This is a genomic window from Arthrobacter sp. Edens01 (assembly GCF_001307035.1).
Taxonomy (GTDB): Bacteria; Actinomycetota; Actinomycetes; order Actinomycetales; family Micrococcaceae; genus Arthrobacter_B.
This window is the reverse complement of sequence record NZ_LKIU01000002.1, coordinates 470,321-495,907: the sequence shown is the minus strand read 5'-3', so window position 1 is coordinate 495,907 and position 25,587 is coordinate 470,321. Positions and strand designations below refer to the sequence as shown.

At 63.9% G+C, this 25,587-nt stretch carries 26 protein-coding genes; 7 read left to right on the top strand and 19 right to left on the bottom strand.

Annotated features, from left to right (window positions below; all coding sequences use genetic code 11):
- Positions 1–76: 76 nt before the first annotated feature.
- Both groL and groES read right to left on the bottom strand, forming a co-directional pair.
- Positions 77–1,687, bottom strand: a complete 1,611-nt coding sequence (gene groL / locus AO716_RS02765) for a chaperonin GroEL (RefSeq protein WP_055239414.1) — start codon at positions 1,685–1,687, stop codon at positions 77–79.
- A 69-nt stretch (positions 1,688–1,756) separates the two neighbouring features.
- Positions 1,757–2,053, bottom strand: a complete 297-nt coding sequence (gene groES, locus AO716_RS02760; RefSeq protein WP_055239413.1) for a co-chaperone GroES — start codon at positions 2,051–2,053, stop codon at positions 1,757–1,759.
- Between the two features lie 388 nt (positions 2,054–2,441).
- Between groES and AO716_RS02755 the strand changes: the two genes are divergently transcribed.
- The 4 genes from AO716_RS02755 (at position 2,442) to AO716_RS02740 (ending at position 6,284) form a co-directional block, all read left to right on the top strand.
- Positions 2,442–3,395 carry a siderophore ABC transporter substrate-binding protein gene (locus AO716_RS02755; RefSeq protein ID WP_082413258.1) on the top strand — a complete coding sequence of 318 codons (954 nt, stop codon included), beginning with the start codon at positions 2,442–2,444 and terminating at the stop codon, positions 3,393–3,395.
- Positions 3,396–3,479: 84 nt separating this feature from the next.
- Complete coding sequence (locus AO716_RS02750) at positions 3,480–4,520, top strand: ABC transporter permease (RefSeq protein ID WP_235471979.1); 1,041 nt, start codon at positions 3,480–3,482, stop codon at positions 4,518–4,520.
- Positions 4,513–5,529: an iron chelate uptake ABC transporter family permease subunit gene (locus AO716_RS02745; protein WP_414826572.1), complete on the top strand. Its 1,017-nt coding sequence runs from the start codon at positions 4,513–4,515 to the stop codon at positions 5,527–5,529. The genes AO716_RS02750 and AO716_RS02745 overlap by 8 nt, the downstream gene beginning before the upstream one ends.
- The gene (locus tag AO716_RS02740; RefSeq protein WP_055239411.1) at positions 5,526–6,284 is read left to right on the top strand and encodes an ABC transporter ATP-binding protein; all 759 of its coding nucleotides are present in this window, start codon (positions 5,526–5,528) and stop codon (positions 6,282–6,284) included. Before AO716_RS02745 ends, AO716_RS02740 begins: the two co-directional genes overlap by 4 nt.
- Before the next feature lie 6 nt (positions 6,285–6,290).
- Here AO716_RS02740 and AO716_RS02735 read toward each other — a convergent pair whose 3' ends face one another.
- From AO716_RS02735 to AO716_RS02695, 9 genes are all read right to left on the bottom strand, one after another.
- Entirely contained in the window at positions 6,291–7,712 is a 1,422-nt protein-coding gene (locus AO716_RS02735) for a hypothetical protein (protein ID WP_055239410.1), read from the bottom strand.
- The gene (locus AO716_RS02730) at positions 7,709–8,110 is read right to left on the bottom strand and encodes a hypothetical protein (RefSeq protein ID WP_055239409.1); all 402 of its coding nucleotides are present in this window, start codon (positions 8,108–8,110) and stop codon (positions 7,709–7,711) included. Before AO716_RS02730 ends, AO716_RS02735 begins: the two co-directional genes overlap by 4 nt.
- Positions 8,111–8,197: 87 nt before the next feature.
- Positions 8,198–9,436 (bottom strand): hypothetical protein, encoded by a 1,239-nt coding sequence (locus tag AO716_RS02725; RefSeq protein WP_152969831.1) that lies wholly within the window; start codon positions 9,434–9,436, stop codon positions 8,198–8,200.
- Positions 9,436–9,798, bottom strand: a complete 363-nt coding sequence (locus tag AO716_RS02720) for a DUF6507 family protein (protein WP_055239407.1) — start codon at positions 9,796–9,798, stop codon at positions 9,436–9,438. Before AO716_RS02720 ends, AO716_RS02725 begins: the two co-directional genes overlap by 1 nt.
- 97 nt (positions 9,799–9,895) lie before the next feature.
- Positions 9,896–11,044: a MalY/PatB family protein gene (locus AO716_RS02715; RefSeq protein WP_055239406.1), complete on the bottom strand. Its 1,149-nt coding sequence runs from the start codon at positions 11,042–11,044 to the stop codon at positions 9,896–9,898.
- Between the two features lie 58 nt (positions 11,045–11,102).
- A complete protein-coding gene (locus tag AO716_RS02710; protein WP_055239405.1) occupies positions 11,103–12,416 on the bottom strand; it encodes a hypothetical protein in 1,314 nt (437 codons plus the stop codon).
- Complete coding sequence (locus AO716_RS02705) at positions 12,413–12,817, bottom strand: hypothetical protein (protein ID WP_055239404.1); 405 nt, start codon at positions 12,815–12,817, stop codon at positions 12,413–12,415. Before AO716_RS02705 ends, AO716_RS02710 begins: the two co-directional genes overlap by 4 nt.
- A 76-nt stretch (positions 12,818–12,893) precedes the next feature.
- Positions 12,894–14,228, bottom strand: a complete 1,335-nt coding sequence (locus AO716_RS02700) for a hypothetical protein (protein WP_055239403.1) — start codon at positions 14,226–14,228, stop codon at positions 12,894–12,896.
- Positions 14,228–14,575 (bottom strand): DUF6507 family protein, encoded by a 348-nt coding sequence (locus AO716_RS02695; protein WP_055239402.1) that lies wholly within the window; start codon positions 14,573–14,575, stop codon positions 14,228–14,230. The genes AO716_RS02700 and AO716_RS02695 overlap by 1 nt, the downstream gene beginning before the upstream one ends.
- A 132-nt stretch (positions 14,576–14,707) precedes the next feature.
- On the opposite strand from AO716_RS02695, the gene AO716_RS02690 reads away from it, so the two are divergent.
- Positions 14,708–15,934, top strand: coding sequence for a class I SAM-dependent methyltransferase (locus AO716_RS02690; protein WP_055239401.1), 1,227 nt, complete (start codon positions 14,708–14,710; stop codon positions 15,932–15,934).
- Here the strand turns inward: AO716_RS02690 and AO716_RS02685 are convergent.
- A complete protein-coding gene (locus tag AO716_RS02685) occupies positions 15,931–16,743 on the bottom strand; it encodes a shikimate 5-dehydrogenase (RefSeq protein ID WP_082413257.1) in 813 nt (270 codons plus the stop codon). The genes AO716_RS02690 and AO716_RS02685 overlap by 4 nt on opposite strands.
- 147 nt (positions 16,744–16,890) lie before the next feature.
- On the opposite strand from AO716_RS02685, the gene AO716_RS02680 reads away from it, so the two are divergent.
- Positions 16,891–18,039 (top strand): glutamate--cysteine ligase, encoded by a 1,149-nt coding sequence (locus AO716_RS02680; protein ID WP_055239400.1) that lies wholly within the window; start codon positions 16,891–16,893, stop codon positions 18,037–18,039.
- A gap of 275 nt (positions 18,040–18,314) precedes the next feature.
- Complete coding sequence (locus AO716_RS02675; protein ID WP_055239399.1) at positions 18,315–20,303, top strand: HNH endonuclease signature motif containing protein; 1,989 nt, start codon at positions 18,315–18,317, stop codon at positions 20,301–20,303.
- 231 nt (positions 20,304–20,534) lie between these two features.
- On the opposite strand, the gene tsaD is transcribed toward AO716_RS02675, so the two are convergent.
- The 7 genes from tsaD to AO716_RS02640 all read right to left on the bottom strand — a co-directional run bounded on the left by tsaD (position 20,535) and on the right by AO716_RS02640 (position 25,584).
- The gene (gene tsaD, locus AO716_RS02670) at positions 20,535–21,611 is read right to left on the bottom strand and encodes a tRNA (adenosine(37)-N6)-threonylcarbamoyltransferase complex transferase subunit TsaD (protein WP_055239398.1); all 1,077 of its coding nucleotides are present in this window, start codon (positions 21,609–21,611) and stop codon (positions 20,535–20,537) included.
- On the bottom strand, positions 21,608–22,087 hold the full coding sequence (rimI, locus tag AO716_RS02665; RefSeq protein ID WP_055239740.1) for a ribosomal protein S18-alanine N-acetyltransferase: 480 nt from the start codon (positions 22,085–22,087) through the stop codon (positions 21,608–21,610). The genes tsaD and rimI overlap by 4 nt, the downstream gene beginning before the upstream one ends.
- A 26-nt stretch (positions 22,088–22,113) precedes the next feature.
- Positions 22,114–22,782: a tRNA (adenosine(37)-N6)-threonylcarbamoyltransferase complex dimerization subunit type 1 TsaB gene (tsaB, locus tag AO716_RS02660; protein ID WP_055239397.1), complete on the bottom strand. Its 669-nt coding sequence runs from the start codon at positions 22,780–22,782 to the stop codon at positions 22,114–22,116.
- 63 nt (positions 22,783–22,845) lie between these two features.
- Positions 22,846–23,661 carry a hypothetical protein gene (locus AO716_RS02655; RefSeq protein WP_055239396.1) on the bottom strand — a complete coding sequence of 272 codons (816 nt, stop codon included), beginning with the start codon at positions 23,659–23,661 and terminating at the stop codon, positions 22,846–22,848.
- Positions 23,658–24,068 carry a hypothetical protein gene (locus AO716_RS02650; protein ID WP_152969830.1) on the bottom strand — a complete coding sequence of 137 codons (411 nt, stop codon included), beginning with the start codon at positions 24,066–24,068 and terminating at the stop codon, positions 23,658–23,660. Before AO716_RS02650 ends, AO716_RS02655 begins: the two co-directional genes overlap by 4 nt.
- A gap of 35 nt (positions 24,069–24,103) precedes the next feature.
- Positions 24,104–24,445, bottom strand: a complete 342-nt coding sequence (locus tag AO716_RS02645; protein WP_055239394.1) for a hypothetical protein — start codon at positions 24,443–24,445, stop codon at positions 24,104–24,106.
- Positions 24,424–25,584, bottom strand: a complete 1,161-nt coding sequence (locus AO716_RS02640; protein ID WP_152969829.1) for a hypothetical protein — start codon at positions 25,582–25,584, stop codon at positions 24,424–24,426. The genes AO716_RS02645 and AO716_RS02640 overlap by 22 nt, the downstream gene beginning before the upstream one ends.
- Positions 25,585–25,587 lie beyond the last annotated feature (3 nt).

Sequence of the window (25,587 nt, the reverse complement as noted above, 5' to 3'; positions counted from 1 at the left end):
AAGACCGGGGACGCAAAAGGACCCCGCCCGGTACGGAGAAAACCGTGCCGGACGGGGCCCAAATGGTTAGCCGGTGTTAGTGGCTGTGCCCGTGATCATCTTCGTCGTCAGCAGGCTTTTCGACGACGAGCGCTTCGGTGGTCAGGACCAGCGCAGCGATGGAGGCAGCGTTCCGCAGTGCAGAGCGGGTGACCTTGACCGGGTCGATGATGCCGGCTTCGATCAGGTTGCCGTATTCGCCGGTGGCGGCGTTGAAGCCGTGGTTGACTTCCAGCTCGCCAACCTTGGACACAACAACCATGCCCTCCGCGCCGGCGTTCTCGGCGATCCAGCGCAGCGGCTGGGCCAGCGCACGGCGGACCAGGCCAACGGCAGTGGCGGCGTCGCCGTCGAGCTTTGCCACCTCGGAATCCGTATCCAGTGCACGTGCGGCGTGAACCAGTGCGGAGCCGCCGCCGGCAACGATGCCTTCTTCGAGGGCAGCGCGGGTCGAGGACACAGCGTCCTCGATGCGGTGCTTCTTTTCCTTCAGCTCAACCTCGGTGGCAGCGCCAACCTTGATCACACCGATGCCGCCGGACAGCTTGGCCAGGCGTTCCTGGAGCTTCTCGCGGTCCCAGTCGGAATCCGTGCGCTCGATCTCGGCGCGGATCTGGGCAACGCGGTCAGCGACGTCGGCTTCGGAGCCGGCGCCGTCAACGATCGTGGTGTTGTCCTTGGTGACGGTGATGCGGCGGGCCGAACCCAGCACCTCCAGGCCAACCTGGTCGAGCTTCAGGCCGAGGTCCGGGGACACAACCTGGGCGCCGGTGAGGGTGGCGATGTCCTGCATCATGGCCTTGCGGCGGTCGCCGAAGCCCGGTGCCTTGACGGCAACAACGTTCAGCGTGCCGCGGATCTTGTTGACCACGAGGGTGGAGAGCGCTTCGCCGTCCACGTCTTCGGCAATGATGAACAGCGGCTTGGAGGCCTGCAGTGCCTTTTCCAGCAGCGGCAGGAACTCTGCAACCGAGGAGATCTTGCCGGAGTTGATCAGGATCAGTGCGTCTTCAAGGACGGCTTCCTGGCGCTCGGCGTCGGTGACGAAGTACGGCGAGAGGTAACCCTTGTCGAACTGCATACCTTCGGTGATGACCAGTTCGGTGGACGTCGAGGAGGATTCCTCGATGGTGATGACGCCGTCCTTGCCAACCTTGTCGAAGGCTTCGGCCAGGAGCTGGCCTACCTCTTCGTTCTGTGCCGAGATAGCGGCAACGTGGGCAACCTGGTTGCCTTCGACTTCCTTGGCGTTCTCCAGCAGGCGGGCGGCCACAGCTTCAACTGCGGTCTCAATGCCGTGCTTGAGGGCACCGGGAGCGGCACCTGCGGCTACGTTGCGCAGGCCTTCCTTCACCAGGGCCTGGGCCAGCACCGTTGCGGTGGTGGTTCCGTCACCGGCGACGTCGTTGGTCTTGGTGGCAACTTCCTTGGCCAGCTGTGCGCCCAGGTTCTCGTACGGATCGTCGAGCTCGACCTCGCGGGCGATCGTCACGCCGTCGTTGGTGATGGTGGGGGCGCCCCAGGTCTTGGCGAGCACCACGTTGCGGCCGCGCGGGCCGAGGGTGACCTTGACGGTGTTGGCGAGCTTGTCGACACCGGCTTCCAGTGAACGACGGGCGGAGTCGTTGAACTCCAACTGCTTTGCCATGTGTGTGTCCTTTCAGAACTACATCTACAAAGAAGACCCCGGCCGAATCTGGCCGGGGTCTTCGAAGACTTACTTGACGACGATGGCCAGCACGTCGCGTGCGGAGAGCACCAGGTATTCCTGGCCGCCCTGCTTGACCTCGGTTCCGCCGTACTTGGAGTAGATGACGACGTCGCCTTCGGCAACATCGATCGGCACACGGTTGCCGTTGTCGTCAACGCGGCCGGGGCCGACTGCTACGACTTCACCTTCCTGGGGCTTTTCCTTAGCGGTGTCCGGGATGACCAGGCCGGAGGCCGTGGTCTGCTCAGCTTCGAGCGGGCGAACAACGATGCGATCCTCAAGGGGCTTAATAGAGACCGACACTCGGGCTCTCCTTTGCTTAGTTACTAACGGGTTTGTGGACCGTCGGTAGGCGCTTGCCGTCGTCGCGGGTGCCGGTGGGCGCTTCCCTCAGGAATTAGCACCCTCACTAGGGGAGTGCTAGCTCCGACTTTATGCAACGGTTAGCACTCGGTCAAGGTGAGTGCCAACAAAGATTCAAACGGGCACTGCAGGGGTACCTGGTTGGTGCGCCGAGGCATTTCTACGTTCCGTTACACGGACGGCCGCTTCACCTGTCCCAAAGTTGCTTAGCCTTGCCTAACAAGATAACTTTCAAGGGCGCGCAAAAATTAGCAAACAATTTTATACCCTAATGCCGATCCCCCTGGCAGCCGGGCCACAATCCAAGAGAAATACTGGAGCACCCTTCGTGAAGACGACAATGAAGTCCCGGCTGCTGGCCGGAACCGCCCTCGTTTCCCTGCTTGCCGTCAGCGCGTGCGGCCAGGAAACAGATGCCGCCGCCGAACCCGCTGCCACCGAAGCGGGCACGATCACTGTGGAGCACACGCAGGGCACCACCGAAGTCCCCGTGAACCCGGAGGTTGTCTACACCTTCGATTTGGGCGCCCTGGACACCCTGGATGCCCTGGGCATCGAGGTGGACGGCGTCCCGGCAGCAAACTTCCCCGAAAGCCTCTCCAAGTACGGCTCGGATGACTACGCCAAGATCGGCAGCATGAAGGAACCGGACTTCGAGGCAATCAGCGCCGGCGCTCCGGACCTGATCATCATGTCCGGCCGCACCGCCGACTCCTACGAAGAGTTCTCCAAGATCGCCCCCACGATCAACCTCAGCACTGACGCTGCGGATCCCTGGAACTCCTTCATCGAGAACACCGAGATCATCGGTGAGATCTTCGGCAAGGAAGCCGAAGTCGAAGACAAGCTCGCCGCGCTCGACTCCAAGGTCGAAGACACCAAGGCAACCGCAGCCGACGCCGGCAACGGCCTGATCATCATGACCAGCGGCGGCGAAATGACTGCTTACGGCGCAGGCTCGCGCTTTGGCCTGATCCACGACGTCCTTGGTGTTGCCACGGCTGCTGACATCAAGTCCGAAGCCCAGCACGGCGAATCCGTGTCCTTCGAATATGTCGCCGAGATCAACCCGGACAACCTGTTCGTCATCGACCGCGACGTCGCAGTCGGCAACGCCGGTGAAGTAGCCTCCGCGGTGCTGGACAACGAGCTTGTCATGGGCACCAAGGCTGCCAAGAACGACCGCATCACCATGCTCGATTCCTCCAGCTGGTACCTCGTGGGCTACGGCCTGAACAACGTTGACGCCATGGTCAGCGCTGTCCAGGACGGCATCTCCTAACCACCCCGTCCCCTTACCTGCTAGATCCTCGCTGGCCGGGACCGCCTTCGGGTGGCCCCGGCCAGCGAGGGAGACGGAACCCTCATGACAACACAGATCAGCCCCGCAGCTCCGGCCACCGCCGGGGCCTCTGCCGCATCCGGACCACGACGGCGGGTCCCCGGCCCTGCAGCCATGCTGGTCCTGGGCGGCACCGCCGTCCTTCTGCTCGCCATCGTGAGCATGTTCGTGGGGGTCAGCGACGTCTCCCTGTCCTCGCTGCTGGCCGGGGACGAACACGCCTGGAACATCTTCTGGATCAGCCGCGTGCCGCGGACACTGAGCATCATCCTCGCCGGCATGGCGCTCAGCGTGGCCGGGCTGATCATGCAGCTGATGGCACGGAACAAGTTCGTTGAACCGTCCACCGTCGGCACCATCGAATCCGCATCCCTGGGCATCCTCGTGGTGACAGTCCTCATCCCCGGCGCCTCGCTGTTTATGAAAATGTCCACGGCAACCCTCTTCGCAGTTGCCGGAACCGCACTCTTCCTGCTGATCCTGCGCCGCATCCCGCTGCGCAACACGCTGATCGTCCCCCTCGTGGGCATCATGCTCGGCGGTGTCATTGCCGCCGTCACCACGTTCTTCGCCTACCGGTTCGACCTGCTGCAGACGCTGAACTCCTGGATGACCGGCGACTTCTCCGGCGTGCTGCGAGGACGCTACGAGCTGCTGTGGATCGTGGGCGCCCTGACCCTGATCGGATTCCTGGCCGCCGACCGGTTCACGGTTGCCGGCATGGGCCAGGAATTCACCACCAACCTGGGCCTGAACTACAACCGCGTGATGACCCTGGGCCTGATCATCGTGTCCCTGATCAGCGCCGTCGTGGTTGTCAGTGTGGGTTCCGTGCCGTTCCTGGGACTGATTGTCCCGAACCTCGTATCCCTCCTGGTGGGAGACAACGTCCGCCGCGCCATTCCCTGGGTAGCTATCTTCGGAGCCGGATTTGTGCTCGCCTGCGACATCATCGGCCGGACCATCCGCTACCCCTACGAAATCCCCGTGGGCGTGATCGTTTCCGCCGTGGGCAGCGTCCTGTTCCTCTACCTGCTCCTTCGAAAGCGCTCCGCCCGTGCCTAGCTCCCCCACCAGCGTCCTGCCCTCCGCTTTGACAGTGCAGCGCCGCCGTCCCGTCCGCAACATCTCCCCCCGGTTCTGGATCATTGCACTCTCCGTCGTGGCCGCAGCCCTCGTCGCCGTTTTTATGACCATCGAACTGCGCGGAAACATCGGCTACGTCCTGCCGCGCCGCGCCATCAAGGTGGGCTCCATGATCCTGGTGGCTTACGCCGTCGGGGTCTCCACCGTGCTCTTCCAGACCGTGACCGCCAACCGGATCCTCACGCCGTCGATCATGGGCTTCGACGCCCTGTACGTGCTGATCCAGACCGTCCTGGTCTTCACCTTCGGCGGCGGGCTGGTGCTTTCCATGTCCGAGCCCCTGCGCTACGGAATGGAAGTCGCCCTGATGGTGGCCTTCTCCTTCCTGCTCTACCGCTGGCTCTTCACCGGCGGGGGCAAGTCCCTGCACCTGATGCTGCTGGTGGGCATTGTCCTCGGCACCATGTTCCGGGGCATGTCTTCCCTGTTGCAGCGGCTGATCGAGCCGAGCGAGTTCATCATCCTGCAGGACCTGTTCTTCGCTTCCTTTAATAATGTGGACGGCGCGCTGCTGGGTTATTCGCTGATTGCAGTGGCGATCGTCAGCGTTCCGGCCTGGCGGATGCGGCACTCACTGGATGTGATGTCCCTTGGCCGGGAAACCTCGATCAACCTGGGCGTGAACCACAAGCGCTCGGTGACCGGCGTTCTGGTGATCTGCTCGGTCCTGGTTGCCGTCTCCACCGCGCTGGTTGGCCCGGTTACGTTCTTCGGGCTGCTGGTGGCCTCCCTGGCCTACCAGCTGTGCTCCCACTTCTCCCACAAAGCCGTGGTTCCCATCGCCGTCCTGCTGGGCATCATCGCCCTGGTCGGCGGCCAGCTGGTCCTCGAACGCATCTTTGCCTTCGATACCGCGCTGAGCATTGTCATTGAATTCGTTGGCGGGATCGTCTTCCTGATCCTGCTCCTGAAAGGCTCCCTCAAATGATCCAGGTCACCGGCGTCACCAAGCAGTACGCGGGCAAAACGGTTGTTGATGAGGTGAGCTGCCACATCAAGGAAGGCGGCGTCACCTCCATCATCGGCCCCAACGGTGCCGGCAAGTCCACACTGCTTTCGATCATCAGCCGCCTGCTGAAGTCCGACGCCGGTTCGGTCACCGTGGACGGCCTGGACGTTTCCAGCGCCCCCGGCAAGGATCTGGCCCGCAAAATGGCCATCCTGCGGCAGGACAACCACCTGACCGTCCGGCTGACCGTCCGCGACCTGGTCGGTTTTGGCCGCTACCCGCACAACGGCGGACGCCCGACGTCGGTCTGCCGCGAGAAGATCGGACAGGCCATGGCCTTCCTTGACCTCACCGAGCTGGCCGACCGCTTCGTTGACGAGCTTTCCGGCGGCCAGCGCCAGCGTGCGTTCATCGCCATGGTGCTGGCACAGGACACCGATTACCTGCTGCTGGATGAGCCGCTCAACAACCTTGATATGAAGCACTCCGTGGAGATGATGCGCCTGCTCCGCAGGCTTACCGATGAGCTGGGCAAGACCGTTGTCCTGGTCATCCACGACATCAACTTTGCCTCCTGCTACTCCGACGACATCATTGCCATGGCGGACGGCAAACTGCTCCACCAGGGGCCGCCGTCAGCGATCATGCAGCCGGAAGTCCTGAGGGACATCTACGAGATCGACATCCGCATCGAGGAGATCGAGGGCAACCGGATCGGCGTGTACTTCGCCTAGCTGTGCCTAAGCGTAGTCCGCCCAGACCTTTCCTTCCGGTGCCGTGCCGTCTTCCGGCCGCTGGTCGAAGCCCGTCAGCTCCGGGATCCAGAGCGGGGTTCCTTCAACCGCTGCATGGATAAACCGCACCAGGGTGTCCCAGACAACCGCCGTGGAGACCGGCTCCAGCATCACCGAGCCGGTCCCTGCGGCCGGCCCCAGCCGGTACTGGCCGGCAGATCCCGCGTTGACGAAACCGAACCAGCCGCCGTCCCGCTCATCGACGATTTCCCAATCAGTCCATGGTTGTTCCCACATACGTCTGGCAGCCTCACCCAGGCCTTCCGGGGCGCTGACCTGGGCGGACTTCATTCTGGCCTCGTACTGGTCCTTCGTCAGGACCACCGGTTCATGCGCAATGCTCCATGCCGGCGAGAAGCCCAGCCAGTCCGCTATGGCTTTGGGGACGGCATTGGCTTGAAGCACCTGAACGGACAGGTCATCCGGGCCCGGTACCTGCACGGATGGAGTGGAGAAGCGCGACGGTTCCGCGGTCACCCTGCCGATGCCGCCGCCTGTCCATACCTGGAGAACTGCCCCGCCGTGTGCGTCGCCAGCTGTGACACTGAAGGCTGCGTCCGGACTGCGCAACGGTGCCACGAACGCAGTGCCTGCCGGTGTCAGCGAGCCGTCTGCGGCAAGGAAACCTGCGTCCCGAAGCGCTGCGAATTCCGAGCCCTTGCGCTGGAACATTCCCAGCCGGTTCCGCTTCGTCATGCTGTCCATTAGTTCCAGGGCAGGGATGGGCAGCAGGAGGGCCGGTTCCTGGTAGGGCTGGGATGCTGCGAGACGGTCCAGATCCTCCCGGTCCTCTCCTGCCAGCCGGGTTGCCCCTTTATCCAGGCGTGGTTCTGTTGGTGCGATGGTGTCCATCAGGCTGGTTTCCTGGTCTTCCGCGGCCCCGTTCCCTGTTTCGTCTCCGGGATCGATCCGAAGATCCATGATCATCTGCTCGAACAGCAGCTTCATTCCAACGAGCTGGTCAACGGTGTAGCTTGCCGTCGCCTCGTATACCCGGTTGCCCGCGATCCACAGCCAGCGGTCCACGCAGACCGGATGCTGTTCTATCTGGTGAACGAAGCGCTGCCTGCGGCCGGTTACCGGGCCGTCCGGGGCGGCGTTGAGTGTCCACACCTCGTGGGCAATGATGCGGATCTGCTGCGCTGTCTGCATAGTCGATGCCAGTGCCGCGGTTGCGTAACGGGCCAGTGAGATCCGGTTCGCAGGTGCCCAGCGCAGTACCATGTTGGGCCGAAAAATCCCGGAGGGTACCGGTGGATGCGCGACGGCAATCGTGTTGCCGGAGCTCTCGGCAATCTCCCAGCCATCCGGGCGGGGGAACCGGATACCGGTTGCGCGTTCGTAGCTGAAGCCGGCAGCATTAGTCATTGCTTCTTTTCCCCGTTCGAGTCGTAGAAGTCCCTCACAAACCGGTCTTCCCCTCGCGCCTCCAACTTGTCTCCCTCTTTCATCCACTTGGGTTGGAGGAACTTCGGCATCCAGAACCAGCCCATGAGTCCGATGGCGAGGCATCCGAGAAGAAGAGCACTGTAGGGCATGATCAGTGCATCAATGCCGGTTTCATTCACGAAATGCTGGGGAGCCATAAGAAGGAGCCACGCCCCTAAAAAGGTGGTGGCCAGTGACGGTTTCCCGGGCATGAAACTATCCAGGATCAGCAGCCCAACGAACTTCTTTGTATAAAGAAGGACACCACCTACAAACGGGACGATCCCCAGAAAGAAGAAGATCGCTGCGAGCATCCACTCGTTAGTTTCAGATTCCATGTCCTGCCTTACGTTTCGTTGTGTTGCCGATGGCTGTCCTGCTCGACAGATCCCAGGATCTTCCGTGCCTCGCGTGGTGCGAGCAGCCTATTCTCCGAAGAGTTTGTTCCACCCGTTGGCGAAGTTATCGATGGCCTCCATGACACCATCAGCGGCAAAGTCCTTCGGGGTCCGGCCCCCCAGGAAATCGAACTCTATTGACGTGACCACGGAAATCCCGATCCCGATTCCGGCACCAAGCAGGGTGCCGGCGGGACCTCCGATAGCGGTACCAATGAGTGCGCCCGTGGCCGCAGCCGTGAGGTCTATGCCGACCTTGGTACCGCCCTTGACCCCGCCCTCGAGGTTTGCCCGTCCGTTGAGTTCATCCCGGCTCCATCCCGGGTTCGCCTGCAGCAGTTCGTTGTAGGCGTCCTCCCGCTCCCCGGCAATCGTGAATCCCGCTGTAACAGCTGTGAATACACCGCCGCTGATCTTGATCCCTTTGGCTGCTGTGCCGAGGTCTTTGAATTTGTCCGGCAGCACCCAATTTGATGGGTTCGCACTGACCCGGTTGCGGTACCAGCCAGAGTGGTTATAGAGGCCCCTGAATACATTAGGCCGAAGATCGAAACCGAAGACGGTAGTGAGTTTCCATTCCCCGTCAGTGATCCAACGCCCCCTGGCCATATGCCGTATACGCTCCTCCGCCGTTAGGTATCGGCGGTACACCGGGACGGGTGTCGGTACTTTGGTAACAGTTTGGCGAGCAGTGGTGGCGCTTATCCCCTTGGCGACCATTCCATTGATAATCGTCGCCGGGATCCCTGTTGCCAGATCGAGGAGTCCACCGTCTCCGTGAGATGCGGACCGCAGTTTTGCAGCAGTTTCCTCTTCCAGGGCACGGTACTGGGCGGCCAGTGCAGATACCTCGGCAGGCAGGAGCAGGTCCGCCGTGGCTGCCGGCTGTGGCGTGTATACCGGCTCTGCGCGGCAGACGGACTCTTGTTCTTGCGCAGCGCGCAGGTTTGCGGCTTTCACTCGTTCCAGGAGCGCCGTCCGCCGGATTTGCAGGAAACGAATCCCATCGGCGAATTCCGTCAGCGCCCTGCTGACAACTTTGGCTGTGTCCGCGAGCAGCCCGGCGTTAGGCGCCACGTTCCGATACGCAGTGATCATTTCGGTGGCGCCGTCTCCGGCGTAGTGCGGTCCAAGCTGCTTCCAGGTGTCGCCGGTCTGTTCCACACTTTGGAGATACGCATCCCCGCTCCGTTTCACTGCTGGTGCCGCGCTCTCCACCGCATCCGGCGAACACCAGCCAAAGAGACTGGATGTCTCGATCGGCATCAGCTGGCCCTGTTCAGTTGAGGTTCCCGCAAGAATCCGGCCTGAAGCTCCGCGAGGCCGGCCTTCGCTGTTTCAGCCATTTCCTGGTCCGCGCCCGCAAGAATAAAGACGGCTTTCCGGACGCCCTCAGCCGCGTTGCGGATGCGTGCCTCCGCGGCCTCTATCTGCAGGCTCATAGTGTCCTGCCATACCTCGGCGAGCGCCTGCGCCACCATTCCAAAACCGCCCGTACACGCTGCCTCTGCTGCGCACATGCCATTCCGCAGGGCGGACACCGCCTCGTGCCTGGCGTCGTCTTCCTCTACCTGGGAAAGGACGCTTGCGCATCCTTCCGGATTGACGCTGTAGCCATTCAACGGCATGTCCCCTCCTGAAACCCTCCATAGTTTGCGCCGGGAGGTTCCCTGCCCCCGCCGGCGCTGTGCTCCGTTTCGGGTGAGCGTACGGGTTTCCAGGCAGTTAACCTCTGGCTGCGCTCAATCTGTGGATAGCTTCCTCGAGCACCTCGGGCGCACAGCCGAAGTTCAACCGGGCGTAGCCTGCCCCGGCTGTCCCGAACTTTAGGCCGGGTTCCAGCGCCACACGCGCCTTCTCCAGGGCATACTCCGCTGGATCCGTCCCCCAGCCCAGTGCACGCAGATCCAGCCACGCGAGATAGCTCGCGTCCGGCATCCGGTATCCCACTCCCGGCAGCTCCGCGGCCAGAAGCTCGCGTAAAAGTTCCCGATTGGAGGCCAGGACTACCAGCACACCGTCGAGCCACTCCTCGCCCTCCGCATACGCGGCGGCCGTGCCGTGCAGGCCCAGGATCGAGGTCCGGAAGCCAACTTCCTCCGGCATTTCATCCAGCAGCAGCCGGGTTTCGGGGGCTGAGGCAATCATCAGCGCGCACTTTGACCCGGCGATGTTCCACCCCTTGCTGGCCGCAGTGACACATACACCGTGGGCGCGTGCCTCGTCGGACACCGAGAGAAAGGGAGTAAAGGCCTCCGGGGAGTAGACCAGCGGCGCATGGATTTCATCGCTGACCACGGTGGCACCGTACCTGGCAGCAAGGCGGGCGACGGCGTCGAGCGTTTCCTTAGGGTGCACCAGGCCAAGCGGGTTGTGCGGGTTGCACAGTAGCAATGCCCTGGCACCCGCGGCGAAGGCCGCCTCGAGTCCGCCCAGATCCAGCGACCACCCGGCGTCGTCCTGCAGCAGCGGCACCTCACGTATCTTGCCGCCCGCCTCCAGCGGAAGGTCGAAGAACGGCGGATAAACCGGTGGAGTGATGATGACCTCGTCCCCCGGGTCGAGAACCTGCCGAAGAGTCTCCACGATTGCCACGCTGACGTCGGTGGTGGTCCGTACATCCTCGGGGTCCACCTCCCAGTTCCAGCGCCGCTGCGCGAAGCCGGCGAACGCCGGACCCACCGGACCGGGTCCGGAAACGTAGCCGACGTCGGACGCTTCGATCCGCCCGATCATCGCACGGGCCACGGGCGTCGCGAGGGGATAGTCCATCTCCGCCACGAAAAGCGGGAGGACATCCTCCGGATGGGTGCGCCATTTGGCACTGGTGCGCCGGCGCAGAACATCGAGGGAATCAACAGCCATCTCAGTCATGGCCCCCAAGATACCCGGTCGTGTGCCTTGGCTCGCGTACCCGTGGAGGGTCCGCCGCTCACCGCGGGTCGAATGCTCCTTGGGCTGCCGCAAGGATGAAATCGACCAGGGTGTCCCAAACCGCCGACGCAGGCTCAGGTTCAAGGGCCACGCCGCCGTTCCGCGGATCGGCTGTCGCCAGGAACGGGCCCGCGTCTCCTGCCGTGACCCAGCCCAGCTTTCTGCCGCTGTGCACATGCTCAACGTTCCAGCCCACCCAGGGCTGGGCCCACATCCGCGCTTCGGCTTCACCCAGTCCTGCTGGAGCCTCGACGTCGGAACCCCCGTTGAGGCGGTGCTCAAACAGGTCTCCTGACAGCCGCAGCGGGTACTGGCCCGCGGTCCAGGCTGGTACCAGGGGAAGCCATTTTGCAAGAAAGACTGGCAGCGCTGCAGCGTCAACGCAGAGCAGCTCGCAGCTGCCGAAAGGTATGACCGTGGACTGCATCTCGGAGGCGGACGGGCCGGCGGCGACCAGCGCCGAGCCGGCTCCCAGCCAGGCATCCATGCCGGTGGAGCCATCAGGGCCGACGGCACTGACCGTGAACTGCGCCTGGAGCCCACGCAGCGGCTCCACGAATTCCCTTCCTGACGGAGTCAGCCGCCGGCCGTCCAGCAGCCCCAGTGCCTGCAGTTGGGCGGCAGATTCCCTGGCGCCGGCGGCGTCAAACCGTCCCAGCGCATCCCGGTTTGCCATGGACAGCAGCAGGCTGAGGCTCTCCGGACCAATGACCTGTCCGCTCACCCGGTGGCGCTGCTCGGCCCGCAGCGGCGCCAGATCCTCAGCAGCTGTCTGGAGCAGCCGCGAAGCTGCCGGGTCAAGTCGGGGCTGGGCACCGGCAGGACTGGCTGGGGCTCCTGCTGCCACAGGAGCTGCACGGCGCATCTGGAAGACCATGTCCTCGAACAGCGGGCGCATTCCGGTGTGCTGTTCGAGCGCATAACTTGCCGTGGCTTCCAGCGAACCGCCGCAGTCGCTGAAAAGCCAGCGGTCCACGCACACAACCTGTCCCTCGGCCACCCTCACGAAGCGCTGCCGGCGGCCTTCGACCAGAGCCCCTTGGGGGTCCAGCTGCTGATGCCACAGCTCATTGGAGATGATGTGTGTTCCGGGAAGGACCAGGGTGCCCGCGAGCGCAGCCGTTGAGAGCCGGGGCAGCGAAACAGAATCTGATTCGCTGCGGCGCAGAACAAGGTTCGGGCGGAAGTGTCCTTCCGGGACGGGCGGATGGGCCAGCACAACGCTGTCCGCCGGGGCGTCCAGCTGTTCCCAGCCCTCGGGCCGGGGTACCACAAGCCCTGCGGCCACTTCCGAGATGAGTCCCCCGCTCACGGCTGCTGTCCGTCTGACGGCTTGCCCTGCCCTTGAAGGAAACGTTTGGCGAAGAGGTCTTCGCCCCTGGCCTGCAGTGCTGCGTCACGGCGCATCCAGCGGGGCCGGAGGAACATTGGATACCAGAACATTCCAACCACGCCCGCAATCATGGCAGGGAACAAGATCAGCCCCAGGAGACCCGGTACCGGATCCGGCAACCTCTCCGTCCCCACCAGGCCGCCCAGGGCCAGCAGACAAAAGGACAACCCAAGCCACGTCGTCGCCAGGGCCGGCTGCCCCGGAAACAGTCCGTTCATGAGCAGGAGCCGCAGCCACCGTTTCAGGTGGACCATAATGCCGCAGAGCAGCAGGAAAAGCCCCAGCCCTCCCAAGATTCCGAAAACCAGTAAATCACTCACAATGCAACGTCCTTCTCTGGCTGGTTTCCGCGAGGCGGGAGATGATCCGGTGGTGCTTCAACACTAGATCGGGCGGTCATTTCCCCCACAATCTGTCCCAGGCGTCGCCGGCAGCTTCAAAGCCGTCAGATATGAGATCTTTCGTCTTGTCATAAGCATCAACCGCAATATCGGATGCCTTGTCCTTGAAGCTGTTGCCGTCGCTTCCGGCATCCGTCAGCCAGGAGATGCCCATGCCTATACCGAAGCCTACGATTGTTCCCACCGGACCGCCGACCATGGTGCCGATGGCAGCACCGGCGGCACCTGCTCCGACGTCGATCACGACGGAAGTACCGGTTTGCACAGCCGCCATCTCGTTGGCCCGGAATTCCCGGTCGGCGGCGCTCATGTCCGGGTTTTCGCGCAGCAGCTGGTTGTGGTTCTCGGCCCTGTTGTCCGCGAAAGTGATGCCGGCCATCGCTAATGTGAGTGCACCACCCCCGATCTTGACCGCCTTCAGGGAGTTGGGGGTCTCCGCCCAGCGGGGAGTCTGCGGATCCGGAACGTGCCAGCGGCCAGGGCTGGCATCCACCCGTGTCCGGTACCACCCGGACTGGTTGTACAGGGTCCGGTTTACCTCTGGACGCCATTCACGCACCGTCCGGTAAACCTCCTGGGTAAACCACTGGCGCCGGGTGATACCGGCGTCGGGGTGCAGGGGAGAATGAACAGAAATCCACTGGCCGTTCTGCCTCAGCCAACGGTGCCCCTGCTGCTCCGGACCCGTGAGCAGGTCATAGGAGCCAAGCAGCGGAGTGAAGCGCCGCTCCAGGACCGGCATCGGGACCTCGCGGACGTTGACAACCGTGACGCGCTGGAAGGTATGGACCCCCATGACGTTGTCCGCTGCTGCTGCCACAAGACCAATATTCGGGCCGGCGACAGCCCCCAGCCAGCCTGGATCGTGTCCGGTGACGCTGTTCAGGGCGGCCGCACACGTTTCTTCCGCTTCCTGGTACCGCCGCGCAAGACCATCGATTTCGCTTTGCAGCACTAACCGGGACAGTTCCTGCATGCTGCCGTCCGGGTCCTCCGGTGTGCAGGCCGCCGGACCGAACGAGCCTGCGCGTTCCAGGAGCTGCTGCCGCAGCGGTTTGAGTGCAGCGACGTGTTCAGCGAAGTTGCCCAGGGCTGCTGCCGCTTCCTCACTCGCAGAACCCACCAGTTCCGCGTGCGGCGTGATGTTTGTGAAAACAGCCAGGACATCTTCCCGCTCGGGCGCGCTGTAGCAGCCGGACAACGCGGACCATGCTGCTGCCTGGTCGGCGACCGCGGACCGGAAGGCTGCCCCCGCAGATTTCACTGCGTCGGCACCGGCCTGCGTGGTTTCCGGCTCCGCCCAGCCCTGCAGGCCTGTGGTGTCCAGCATCAGATGCTCTTCACATCGTCGAGTTCGAGGTCCGGTGCCTGCGTCGCTGCCCTGCGGGCTTCCTCGGCCATCTCCAGATCGCCGGCGATGTAGGCGTCCACGGCTGACCCGACACCGGTGACCGCATTGTGTACCCGCGCCTGGGCCGCTTCGCATTGGACGTGGAGGGTGCTGTTCCAGAGTTCCATCAGTGCAGAGGCGATGGACGGGCTGGGCATGGCTGCCAAGGCCTGATCGACCGCAGCGCTCAGTTCCCTGTGCGCGGCCTCCGGTCCGGGATCAGTGCCAACCGTATTCAGGATCCCCCGGCACGCTTCTACGGATATGTCATAGCCTGGAACAGCCAATTTTCCCCCTGGATGAGACGCGGACCCTAAGACTCTAAAGGAACGAAAGGAACACTGCGATGGGGAGAACTCCCCATCAACGCCTCATGGCACCCTCATGGGCGGTCTGCCAAACGAACTAGGCTTGTATCCATGCCCGACACTTCCCTTGCCCACGTCCTGACCCCCGAAGGCTGGGCCCTGCTCAACTCGCTCGGCCCGTATCTGGAGTCCGAGTCCCTGAAGCTGAACACCGACCTGCGCAAGGCCGGGCACTCACCCGAGCTCGTTGCCGCCGTCCTCACCCAGGCCAAGCTGCGGATGAAGGCCCGCGCCAAGTTCGGGCCCTTCGCCGAGCACATGCTGTTCACTCCGGCCGGCCTCGAACAGGCCACCCGCCTCAACGTCGCTGCCCTGCATGCCCAGCGCTACCAGGAAGCGGGTCTGGAAAAGGTGGCCGACCTGGGTTGCGGCATCGGCGCCGACTCGCTGGCCCTGGCCACGCTGGACCGCCAGGTCACCGCCGTCGAGCTTGATGAAATCACTGCCGCCGTGGCCACCATCAACCTCATGCCCTGGCCGGAAGCAAAGGTAGTGCAGGGGGACGCGGAGTCCTTCGACCTGACGGGATTCGACGGCGTGTGGCTGGATCCCGCACGGCGTACCACGTCGACGTCGGGCACCTCCCGCATCTTTGACCCGGAGGCCTTCTCCCCTCCCCTGTCCTTTGTGGAGTCCCTCGCCGATCGCGGGATGCCCGTTGGAGTGAAGCTTGGCCCGGGAATTCCGCATGAATCGGTCCCGGCGAACTGCGAAGTCCAGTGGGTATCCGTGGGCGGCGACGTCATCGAAGCCACCCTGTGGTTCAACGAACTCCGCCGTCCTGGCATTCGCCGCGCGGCATTGGTCATCGGCCCCAATGGTGCCGCGGAGCTGACCTCGCACGATGACTACGTTCCAGGCGCACAGGACGTACGGACCGGCCCGGCTGAAGGCTATCTTTATGAGCCCGACGGCGCGGTGATCCGCGCGGGTCTGGTGGCCGACGTCGCGCGTTCCCTGGGCGGGCACCTGCTGGATCCGCACATCGCCTACATTGCCGCACCGGAACTGATGGAGACCCCGTTCGCCCGTGCCTACCGGATCCTCGAAGTCCGGCCCTACAACGTCAAGGCGCTGAAGGCCTGGGTCCGTGCGAACGACATCGGGGTCCTGGATATCAAGAAGCGCGGTATGGCCGTCACTCCCGAAGAACTGCGCAAGCAGCTGCTCACCGGCTCAGGCAAGGGCCCGAACAAAGCCACCCTGGTCCTCACCCGGATTGGTGAGGACCGCGTGGCGATCGTCGTCGAACCCGTTTCCTTCCCCGTGGAAAGCTAGCTGCGCGAAAACTCGCTGGCTTCGCGCACCTGCTCGGGCGCTGGGCGGACTCCGGTGTAAAGCACAAACTGTTCCTCGGCCTGGATCGCGATGACCTCAGCACCGGTAATGACTTTCTTCCCGGCAGCACGGGCGGCACGGATCAGCGGCGTCTCCGAGGGAAGGGCGACGACGTCGAACACCGTCTGCGCGGCGGCAATGGTTTCGTTTTCGTAGGACTGAATGTCCTCGTCGGCTCCTGCCATGCCCAGCGGTGTGACGTTGATGAGCAGGTCCGCGGTTGCATCGCCGGGTTCCGGGATCCAGTTGAACCCGTACAGGTCCGCCAATGCCCTGCCCGTGCCTTCATTGCGCGCCACGATCGTGACACCGCCAAAACCGGCGTCGCGCAGTGCCGCGGCCACGGCCTTGGCCATGCCGCCGGAACCGCGCAGCAGCACCGAGCCGGCCGGGGAGACCTCGTGGTCCGCGAGCAGCCGTGCGATCGCGAGGTAGTCGGTGTTGTAGGCAGTGAGGACGCCGTCGTCATTGACGATTGTGTTCACTGAATCGATCGCCGCGGCGGAGGGATCCATGCGGTCCACGAAGGCAATGACGTCTTCCTTGTACGGCATCGAGACGGCGGCTCCGCGGATAGGCAGGCCACGGATGCCTGCCACGGCCTGGGCCAGATCTGCGGGTGCGAAGGCCTTGTAGATAAAGTTCAATCCCAGCTGTTCGTACAGGTAGTTGTGGAACCGCGTGCCGATGTTGCTCGGGCGGGCTGCCAGGGAGATGCACAGGGTCATGTCTTTGTTCAGGATCGGCATTGCTCCATTATGGCGTGCGGCACCCTCCGACGGAGCTTTCGCAGCGGGACTGAGCAGGCTGACAGCCGGGCTACGATTGAAGTCAGCTCTAAGAACGCAATGGTGCGGAACCGGAGACACCTTTCGAAGCGCACAGCAGGAGACGTATTGGATATTGAGTTCGCAGCTTCACCGCAGTCGACCCTGGGGGTCGAGTGGGAACTGGCCCTGGTAGACCGGGAGTCCGGTGAACTGCTCTCGGTAGCCGACGAAGTCCTGCGGGCAGTGAACGCCAATGATCCGAATCTCAGCCCGGACGACGAGCACCCGCACATTAAGCAGGAACTGCTTGAAAACACCGTTGAACTGGTGACCGGAATCTGTTCTACCGTCGCTGAGGCGAAAGCTGACCTTGCCCGTTCCATGGCTGCCGTCCGGGCGGTCACAGATGAGATGGGTGTGGAGCTGTTCTGCGCCGGCACCCATCCCTTTGCCGTGCCGCGTTCCCAGCCGGTGACGGACAAGGAGCGTTACGCCAAGCTCATTGACCGCACCCAGTGGTGGGGCCAGCAGATGCTGATTTACGGTGTTCACGTTCATGTCGGTCTGGATTCCAGGGACAAGGTCCTGCCGGTACTGGATGGCCTGGTGAACTACTTCCCGCATTTCCAGGCCTTGTCCGCGTCTTCTCCGTTCTGGTCCGGTGACGATACCGGTTATGCATCCCAGCGTGCGCTGATGTTCCAGCAGCTTCCCACTGCCGGACTGCCTTTCCAGTTCCGTTCCTGGGCCGAGTACGAGTCGTATGTACAGGACATGTTCACCACCGGCGTGATTGATTCGATCAGTGAGATCCGGTGGGACATCCGTCCGGTTCCTGCGCTTGGAACCATTGAGCTTCGCGTCTGCGACGGACTCTCTACCGCTACCGATATCGGAGCCATCGCTGCGCTGACCCAGTGCCTGGTCGACGAGTTCTCCACCATTCTGGACAATGGCGGAACGATTCCGACCATGCCCCCGTGGCATGTGCAGGAGAACAAGTGGCGTGCTGCCCGCTACGGTCTCGATGCCATCATCATTCTCGATGCTGCCGGCAACGAGAAGCTGGTCACCGAGCACCTCCTGGAGGACGTGCTTCCGCGTCTGGCTCCGGTCGCCGAGAAGCTTGGCTGCAGTGCCGAGCTCGCTGATGTTGCGGGCATTATCGAACGCGGTGCGGGCTACCAGCGCCAGCGCCGTGTGGCCGAGGCTAACGGCGGCGACCTGCGTGCAGTGGTGCACGACGGCGTCGCCCAGTTGCGCGGCGAGGGCTAGCCTTCCGTTTTGGCCGCGTCGGTGGCGCGGCTCAACTCCGGGGCCGGGGCAGTTCCTTTCCCCGCTTTTCCGCGTTTCCTGGCTGTGAGCTTAGGGGTTCGGTGCCAGCAAAACAGCTTGGTACCGCCGTTCCGCTTCCTCAGCACGTAGCGGCTGTCTGCCCGTATTCGTCTGAATACCGGCCGCGAAAAGCGGGTGAGAGACCCGTAATCGAGGACTCCGAAAAGGGCCATCTAGGGCCCTGAAATGTCAGTGGCAGCTGAGAGTGTTGGGGTATGAACCGCTCCTCGGACACCACTGATTTCCGGTCTATTGACCGGGAACAGGATGGTGCCGCGGGCGGGGTGCCGGGTGCGGACTCCTCATCCTCAAGCTGTTCAGCCACCAGGTTTGCGGCTTCTGGTGGCGCCGTATTCTGCGCCGATCCGGCGCTGGTCGATGACACCCCCGTGCCGGCGCTGCCGGAGGGGTTTTCCGGTCGGTTGTCGCTGCGTGGGGCCGAGTCGCTGAGCTATGAGGAGACCGTGTCGGCTCTGCAGCGTCTGGGCATGTTGGTCTCGTGGGCGCAGGCCCAGCAGGCCCGGGTTGCTGCCCGGTTGGAAGTGCTCTTCGCTCGCGACATCGCCGACGCCTCCGGACGCGAAGAACCCGCCCTGGCCATGAGCCTTGCCGCGGCCGAGGCATCCACAGTTCTGAACATTCCGCACATGACCGCTATGCAACTCATCAGTGAATCTTCCCGCCTCTGCTCCGATGCGCCGCAGACTCTGGCCCAGCTGGCCGAAGGACGGATAGCGCTCCAGCACGCCCGGATCATTCTGGAGGAAACCCAGAACCTGCCCACCGACTTCCCCGAGTTACCGGAGGTCGACGCAGATGCCGAAGACGCTGCCGCACCAACTGGCGCCGGTACACCGTCTGATGGGGAGTCCGGTCAGCTGGACCTTGGCCTCGAGGACTCGAATGCACGGTCCGGGCAGTCCGGGCCGGACGGCCCGGGCGGAGCAGACGCACCGTGCGGGGCAGATGGAGCGCCGGCAGGCACGGCAGCGGGATCGGACGGGCCTGGCGAAGCGGCCACAGCAGGCAATGTTCATGCCGGCGCGGTCCTGAGTGTGCGCGGTGCGTTTGAACGGGATCTGCTGGCCGCTGCCGAGGGACGGACTGCCGCCGGGTTCGGGCGCCGTGCCCGGCGGTTGCGTGAATCCCGGTTTCCGGATCTGATTCCTGTCCGGCATCGTCAAGCCAGGGACAAGCGCCGGGTGACGTTCCAGCCCCTGCCTGACGGCATGTCCTGCCTCAGTGCGATCATCGCCGCGGAGAAGGGCCAGGCCATGTTCGCTGCCCTTACCGATGCTGCCAAAGCAGGGAAACGAGCCGGTGATCCGCGGACCATGGACCAGCTCCGCGCCGACACCCTTGCCGAGCTCCTCCTCGAAGGCGAACCGTCTGCCACCCCGCCCGGAGCTCCGGAGACATCCGGCATCCGTCCCGACCTCCCCACCGGGCTGGAAACCACTTCCCTTTCCGGCGGTCCGCAGATCTCCGGTTCCGATTCCGCCATCGGGCCTAGGGCGGCTTCCGTTCCCGGAGACCTCCATGCTTCCAGCTCTCATGTCAGCCGGGTACGGAAGCGTCCACGACGGGCCGAAAGGCACCGGGACCAGTACCGCTCCAAAGTCCGCACCGAAGTCATGGTCCTGATCAGCGCAGACACCCTCGCCGGGCTAAATGAAAACCGCGCGGAGCTCAGCGGCTACGGTCCCATCACCCCCGAGACCGCACGCTCAATGATCCTTGACGCCCTGCACTGGACACCCCTGCTCCAAGACCCCACTACCGGCGAAATTCTCAACGTGGGACGGACACGGCGGATCCCTGCCGGGCTCAAACGCTGGCTTCAGGCGAGGGACGGCACCTGCCGCTTTCCCGGGTGCTCAGTTGCAGTCACAAACGCAGAGATCGACCACACCACGCCCTACTCGCACGGCGGGCCAACCGATCACGCGAACTTGGAACACCTCTGCCCCAAGCACCACCGCTTCAAAACCCTCGGGCACTGGAAAGCACGCCAGCCTAGGGCCGGAACCATCGAATGGAACTCACCGACCGGCCGCACCTACACTACAGACCCCGCACTGGACTCCTTACTAGACGGGAACACCGGCAGCAACCGGTTCGCGGCGTCGCGGAGTTCGGTTGCGAAAGCTCCAGGGCAGGGCCCGGTTACGAAAGGTCCAGGGGACGACCCTCCGCCCTTCTAGGCCCGTCACCAGCCAAGAGCGTGGGCTGCATCAGCAAGGCGGCAAACGCACCGGCACCGAGACTGGACTACAGCACAGCAGGGCTGGCGGGGATACCGGGCTGCGAGGCTTCAGGGCTTCCGGGCTGCGAGGCGTCCGGGCTGCCGGGATTCCCGGCTCCCGGCTCCCGGCTCCCGGACTAGGCAACCCCTTCAGCCCGAAGGACGCCGCAACCTGAGCGCCGGCCTCCAGCTAGGCGGCAGGAAGGTGAATGCTGGTCACAGGCTGCGAAGGATCCGGAGTGAAGTCCACACCGGAAGGCTGCCCACCAGCCATGACAATCTGCGCACCCAAAGCAGCAACCATCGCACCGTTGTCAGTACACAAACGAATAGGAGGAACACGAAGCGAAATCCCGGCAGCAGCACAACGCTCCGCAGTGAGCTCGCGAAGCCGGGAATTGGCAGCAACACCACCGCCAAGCAGAAGGTTCGTAATCCCCTGCTCAGTACACGCAAGAACAGCCTTGGAAGTAATCACGTCCACAACAGCGTCCTGGAACGAGGCAGCAATATCCGCAACCGGAAGCTCCTGCCCGGCAGCCTCATACTGCTCCACACAACGGGCAACAGCAGTCTTCAAGCCGGAGAAGGACCAGTCATACCGGTGCGGACCCGGAGCCTCGGCAGTACCCATGTACTTCGGCTGTGTCAGTCCGCGGGGGAAACGGATAGCCTTCGGATTCCCCTGCCGGGCAAGCTTGTCGATAGCCGGGCCGCCTGGATACCCCAGGCCCAGAATGCGGGCAACCTTGTCATAGGCCTCACCGGCAGCATCATCAATAGTGGAACCAAGCAGCTGAACGTCCGAGGTCAAAGACCCAACCCGCAGGATCTCGGTATGCCCGCCGGAAACAAGCAACGCACCAAGGTTCTCCGGAAGTTCGCCACCATCAAGAACGCCAACGCCCACATGGGCCACCAGATGATTGATGGCATACAGCGGTTTGCCCGTGGCCACAGCCAAAGCCTTCGCCGCGCAAACACCAACCATCAATGCCCCGGCCAGACCGGGACCGGAAGTCACGGCAATCGCATCGACCTCGTCCAGCGTCACACCGGCCTCGTCCAGGGCCTGACGCAGCGTGGGGACAAAGGCATCCAGATGGGCACGGGAGGCGATCTCCGGAATGACTCCACCAAAGCGGACATGCTCCTCCATGGAAGATGACACGGCATTTGTCAGCAGGGTATCGCCGCGGACAATACCGACGCCGGTCTCGTCACAGGAGGATTCGATGCCAAGCACCAAGGGAGCGGTGCGGTTCATTGGACGTCCTTCACAGGGTTGGATTCGCGCACCGGAGCACCGTGCCAGGAGGAAAGCTCCAGCCGCATAATGAGAGCATCCGCTCCATCGCGGTAATAGCGCGGACGGACATGGATCTGTTCAAAGCCGAACCAGCGGTAAAGCCGCTGCGCCCGGGGATTGTCGGCACGCACTTCGAGCAGCACATCATCTGCACCTCGCTGCTTTGCCTCATCAAGGAGGGTAGCCAGAAGCCTGGAGCCTGTGCCGGCACCTTCATGGGCGCTGTCCACAGCAATGGTCTGCACATCGGCGATGGGCAGCACACACATCAGCCCGGCATATCCGATGACTGTGCCGTCGGACCCCTCGGCCACATAGTAGGAACGGGTATCCCGCTGGTGCAGTTCGTCGTAGAACATTTCGGTTGGCCAGGCATCGACGGGGAACATCGCCTTCTCCAGCGCGTCCACAGCAGGAATATCGTCCTCGGTCATCGCCCGGATCACGGCGGGCTGCCCGCTCACAGTGCGCGCTTCCGCGGGCCAGGCACCTTCGCATCGGATTCGCGCAGGTAGAGCGGCAGGTCCGGAAGCAGCTCCAAACCACGAACCAGGCGTACGACGGCGGTGCGCCCCAGCGCTTCAGCCGTCGGCTGGGCGCCGGCAAAGTCCTGCACCGTGCGCAGCACGTCCGGGTAGAGGCCTGCACCTGCACCGTAGGCGGGCAGCCCCGGAACCTCAGCCGGAGAGCTGACATGCGGGCCATCGAGGAGTTCCGCAGTCCCGCCGGTACTGCGGTAGCGGGCCCAGTAGACCTCTTTGCGCCGGGCGTCTGTGGCCACAATGAACTCATCCACCCCGGCCCGCCAGGCATCCAGGGCCGCGTCCACGGCGATGGCATCCAGGCTCATGAGGCCGTGCAGCGGTTTGTTCCAGGCAAAGGCCAGTGTCCGGGCGGTCGCAATGCCCGACCGCAGCCCTGTGAACGGCCCGGGACCCACCCCGGTGACTATCGCATCGATCTGTCCCCCGGAAACACCGGCATCAGCCAGCAGTTTCTGGATACCCGGCGCCAGCACCTCGGCATGGGACTTGGTGTCCTCGGTGGCGAAGGCCGCAAGCGTTTCACCCTCACCGTTGAGTAGTGCCGCACTGGCTATGGCAGAGGTGTCGATGGCGAGGATAAGCACGGTGTTCAGTTTACGCCGTTGCCCGCAGTTCCTGGTGCGGGAGGGCAACGACCGGACAAACGGTCAGGCCAGCTCGGCGCCGACCGCCTGCAGCAGGCGTCGGTAGGCCTGCGCTGCGGGCCAGGGCTTCAGCAGCAGACCCCCGGGGCTGTTCACCAGCTGCCAGGTTCCCGCGGACCCCGCCTGGATACCGGTTTGCAGGCCGGTGCTACCCCCAACCTGCTGCCAGACGAACCACTCCTGCTCCCACATGTTCCGCACGGCCGCGCCCGCATCTTCGGGAAGGGGAACCTCTGTGCCGGATGCGCCGGACATGCGTGCCTGGACTGCGTCCGGGGAGATGTTTGCCTCAGCATCCAGGAGCCAGGAAGGTCCAAGGCCGAGCCATGCTGCGAGCGCGGGAAAAAACTGGTCGAGGGACAGAAAATCGACCTGACGCCGACCCGTTTCTGTTTGGCCCCCCATCCGCAGCCTGGTACATGACGGTCCGGCCAGCACCAGGACACCTTCGCTGCCCAGCGCACCGTAGAACGCCGACTTTTCGCCGCCGCAGCCCGCGGTGAACTGCACGCTGCCTGATGTGCCGCCGAGCGGGGAAGCCACAAGCCTTCCTTCGGCGGTCAGCCGGCCCCTGCCCGTTGCCAACCCTGCTGCCTCTAGCTCAGCCAAGCCCTCCTGCGCACTGCCTAATCCGAAGCGTCCCAGCCTGCCGCCCCTGCCCAGCAGGAGAAGCACATCCTGGGCACCCGGTGAAAGCCACGGGCCCTCAGAGCGGAAATCCTGGCTCGCCGCCAGCCCGGAAAGGGCTTCGAGCGGTTCAGCTGCCTGCTCTGAGGCAAAAGGCTCAAGGCGCGGCTCTGCCGCGGTAAAGTCACTCATCCCCTGTTTCCGTCCGTTACCTCGATGCTGCCGGCCATGGCTGAAAAGTCGTTGTCATAGGCCGGAAGCTGAGACGTCCGGCATGTGGCGGTGCAGGTGGTAAGCAAACCGTCCCGGAGGTGGAACCACTGCTGGACGTGCAGAACCGCTTCCGAGGTTTCATAGGTGTACTCAATCCAGCGGCCCTCTGCGCCTTGGCCGTACGGCCACAGGTTCCAGCTGAGCACCTGGGGGCATCCAAGCGCGGCAAGGACACCGGCGATCTCCTGGGTTGCAGCCCGGCCCGCCGTGCCCTCAAACGGACGCGTTCGGAGGGTCAGGTTGGCGCGGAAGCCACCGGTTGGGGGTGCCAGGACCAGGGCCTCGGTTCCCTCGCGGCTGGCTTCCCAACCAGGCGGAACCTGCATGCACACAGAATCTGTGGTGATGACGTCCGCTTGTTTCACGCTGTCCGTTCCATAGCGTTCTCGGCCATTTTGACCCACCGGGGAAGCATGAAGCGCGGTAGCCAGACCAGGCTCATGAGGAAGGTCCAGATTCCGCCAAGCATGAGTACCAGCAGCACTCCTAGGAGAGGCCTGGGCAGGGAGTCGCCGTCCACATCCCACAGCAGCGTTCCGGTCAGCAGCCCCACGCCGCCGTAGAGCATGCCCAGGGCGGGATAGGCCTTCACCTTCGGCAGAAGGCCGGGGTGGCCTACCCAGGTACGCCAGCGGCCGGTGTAGGCGCGCCACCCCATGGTGAGCACCACAAGGCTCAGGATCAGCCCCAGAATGAATCCCATAGGTCCTTGGCCTTCTTTCCGATCTTTTCTCCGACGCCGCTGCCTATGATGCCGCCGGCAATGCCACCCACGATACCGCCTGCGACCGCGCCGGCTGCCGTTCCCACCACCGGGAACCAGCTGCCAACAACACCACCGACGACGGCTCCGGCCTTTGCTCCGGCCCAGGCACCTCCGGCACCGCCTGCCAGGGAAGCGCCTCCAACAATCGCCACGTTCTCGGTGACGGACAGGGCCCGCTGCCCGGGAGTCCAGTCGGGATGTTCGGTCCTGTCTGCGTTGTACTGTTCGCTGCCCTGGTCCCAGGCGGTTATACCCGCATCCAGCACAAAAAGACCCCGTCCGCCCCAACGCGCCCAGGCAGGAGGAGTCGCTGCCTCAGGATTGAGCCGCAGCTCAGGCCCCGGACGTGCAAAGTCGTCTGCCGGGAACGGGACCCGGGTCAGGTCCACGGACCGTTCCACGGGAATCAAGATGCCGGAGGGAGACCGGGTGTAGCGCACGCCGCCGTCCATGACTTCGTACGGAATGTTGTCCAGACGCAGCTCCGCGGCCAGATCACCGCTGACATCGACGGTTTGGCGAATGTGCAGCTGTGACTGATGGACATGTTCCAGGACGGTGTCTGCCAGGGACGTGGTGGTGCCGAATCCGCTGCTGCCAAGGATGCCGCTGTCCGGCAGCAAGCCGGTTGCCGCCCGGATTGAGTCAGCGCACCGGGCCTCTGCTGCGGCGTAGCTCCGGCAGATCTCCTGAACCTGCAACTGCAGCGATGCGATCTGGGCTGCACGGCTTTCGGGGTCTGCATCCGCTCCCGCCTGGGCAGTGCACTGGCCCGAAAGGGAAATCAGGTCATCGGCCTGCCGCCTCAGTGTCCTGGCCTCCCGGGCAAATTCCACCAAGGCTGTGCGGATCAAGCCCGTGACGGTTCCGGCTTCGTCACCGTATGCCTCGACCTTGTCGAAGGCACCGTATGCGGTCTGCGCTTCCGGGGCACGGTACACCGCGCCCAGACCCTGCCATATTTCACGGCAGGCCGTGGTGGTGCCGGAGGCATCTGTCCCGGCAGCGGCCAGCAGCTCTGCCTGGCGTTCAAGTTCCCCGGCCTCCGCAAAATCCGGAAGTGAGGAAAAATCCACCGT

What these genes read in the sequence shown, in the direction of transcription:
- groL (WP_055239414.1), bottom strand. Translation starts at nt 1,687, where the DNA reads ATGGCAAAGCAGTTGGAGTTCAACGACTCCGCCCGTCGTTCACTGGAA.
- AO716_RS02750 (WP_235471979.1), top strand. Translation starts at nt 3,480, where the DNA reads ATGACAACACAGATCAGCCCCGCAGCTCCGGCCACCGCCGGGGCCTCT.
- AO716_RS02740 (WP_055239411.1), top strand. Translation starts at nt 5,526, where the DNA reads ATGATCCAGGTCACCGGCGTCACCAAGCAGTACGCGGGCAAAACGGTT.
- AO716_RS02735 (WP_055239410.1), bottom strand. Translation starts at nt 7,712, where the DNA reads ATGACTAATGCTGCCGGCTTCAGCTACGAACGCGCAACCGGTATCCGG.
- AO716_RS02730 (WP_055239409.1), bottom strand. Translation starts at nt 8,110, where the DNA reads ATGGAATCTGAAACTAACGAGTGGATGCTCGCAGCGATCTTCTTCTTT.
- AO716_RS02725 (WP_152969831.1), bottom strand. Translation starts at nt 9,436, where the DNA reads ATGCCGATCGAGACATCCAGTCTCTTTGGCTGGTGTTCGCCGGATGCG.
- AO716_RS02720 (WP_055239407.1), bottom strand. Translation starts at nt 9,798, where the DNA reads ATGCCGTTGAATGGCTACAGCGTCAATCCGGAAGGATGCGCAAGCGTC.
- AO716_RS02715 (WP_055239406.1), bottom strand. Translation starts at nt 11,044, where the DNA reads ATGACTGAGATGGCTGTTGATTCCCTCGATGTTCTGCGCCGGCGCACC.
- AO716_RS02700 (WP_055239403.1), bottom strand. Translation starts at nt 14,228, where the DNA reads ATGCTGGACACCACAGGCCTGCAGGGCTGGGCGGAGCCGGAAACCACG.
- AO716_RS02690 (WP_055239401.1), top strand. Translation starts at nt 14,708, where the DNA reads ATGCCCGACACTTCCCTTGCCCACGTCCTGACCCCCGAAGGCTGGGCC.
- AO716_RS02685 (WP_082413257.1), bottom strand. Translation starts at nt 16,743, where the DNA reads ATGCCGATCCTGAACAAAGACATGACCCTGTGCATCTCCCTGGCAGCC.
- AO716_RS02675 (WP_055239399.1), top strand. Translation starts at nt 18,315, where the DNA reads ATGAACCGCTCCTCGGACACCACTGATTTCCGGTCTATTGACCGGGAA.
- tsaD (WP_055239398.1), bottom strand. Translation starts at nt 21,611, where the DNA reads ATGAACCGCACCGCTCCCTTGGTGCTTGGCATCGAATCCTCCTGTGAC.
- rimI (WP_055239740.1), bottom strand. Translation starts at nt 22,087, where the DNA reads ATGACCGAGGACGATATTCCTGCTGTGGACGCGCTGGAGAAGGCGATG.
- AO716_RS02655 (WP_055239396.1), bottom strand. Translation starts at nt 23,661, where the DNA reads ATGAGTGACTTTACCGCGGCAGAGCCGCGCCTTGAGCCTTTTGCCTCA.
- AO716_RS02650 (WP_152969830.1), bottom strand. Translation starts at nt 24,068, where the DNA reads ATGCAGGTTCCGCCTGGTTGGGAAGCCAGCCGCGAGGGAACCGAGGCC.
- AO716_RS02645 (WP_055239394.1), bottom strand. Translation starts at nt 24,445, where the DNA reads ATGGGATTCATTCTGGGGCTGATCCTGAGCCTTGTGGTGCTCACCATG.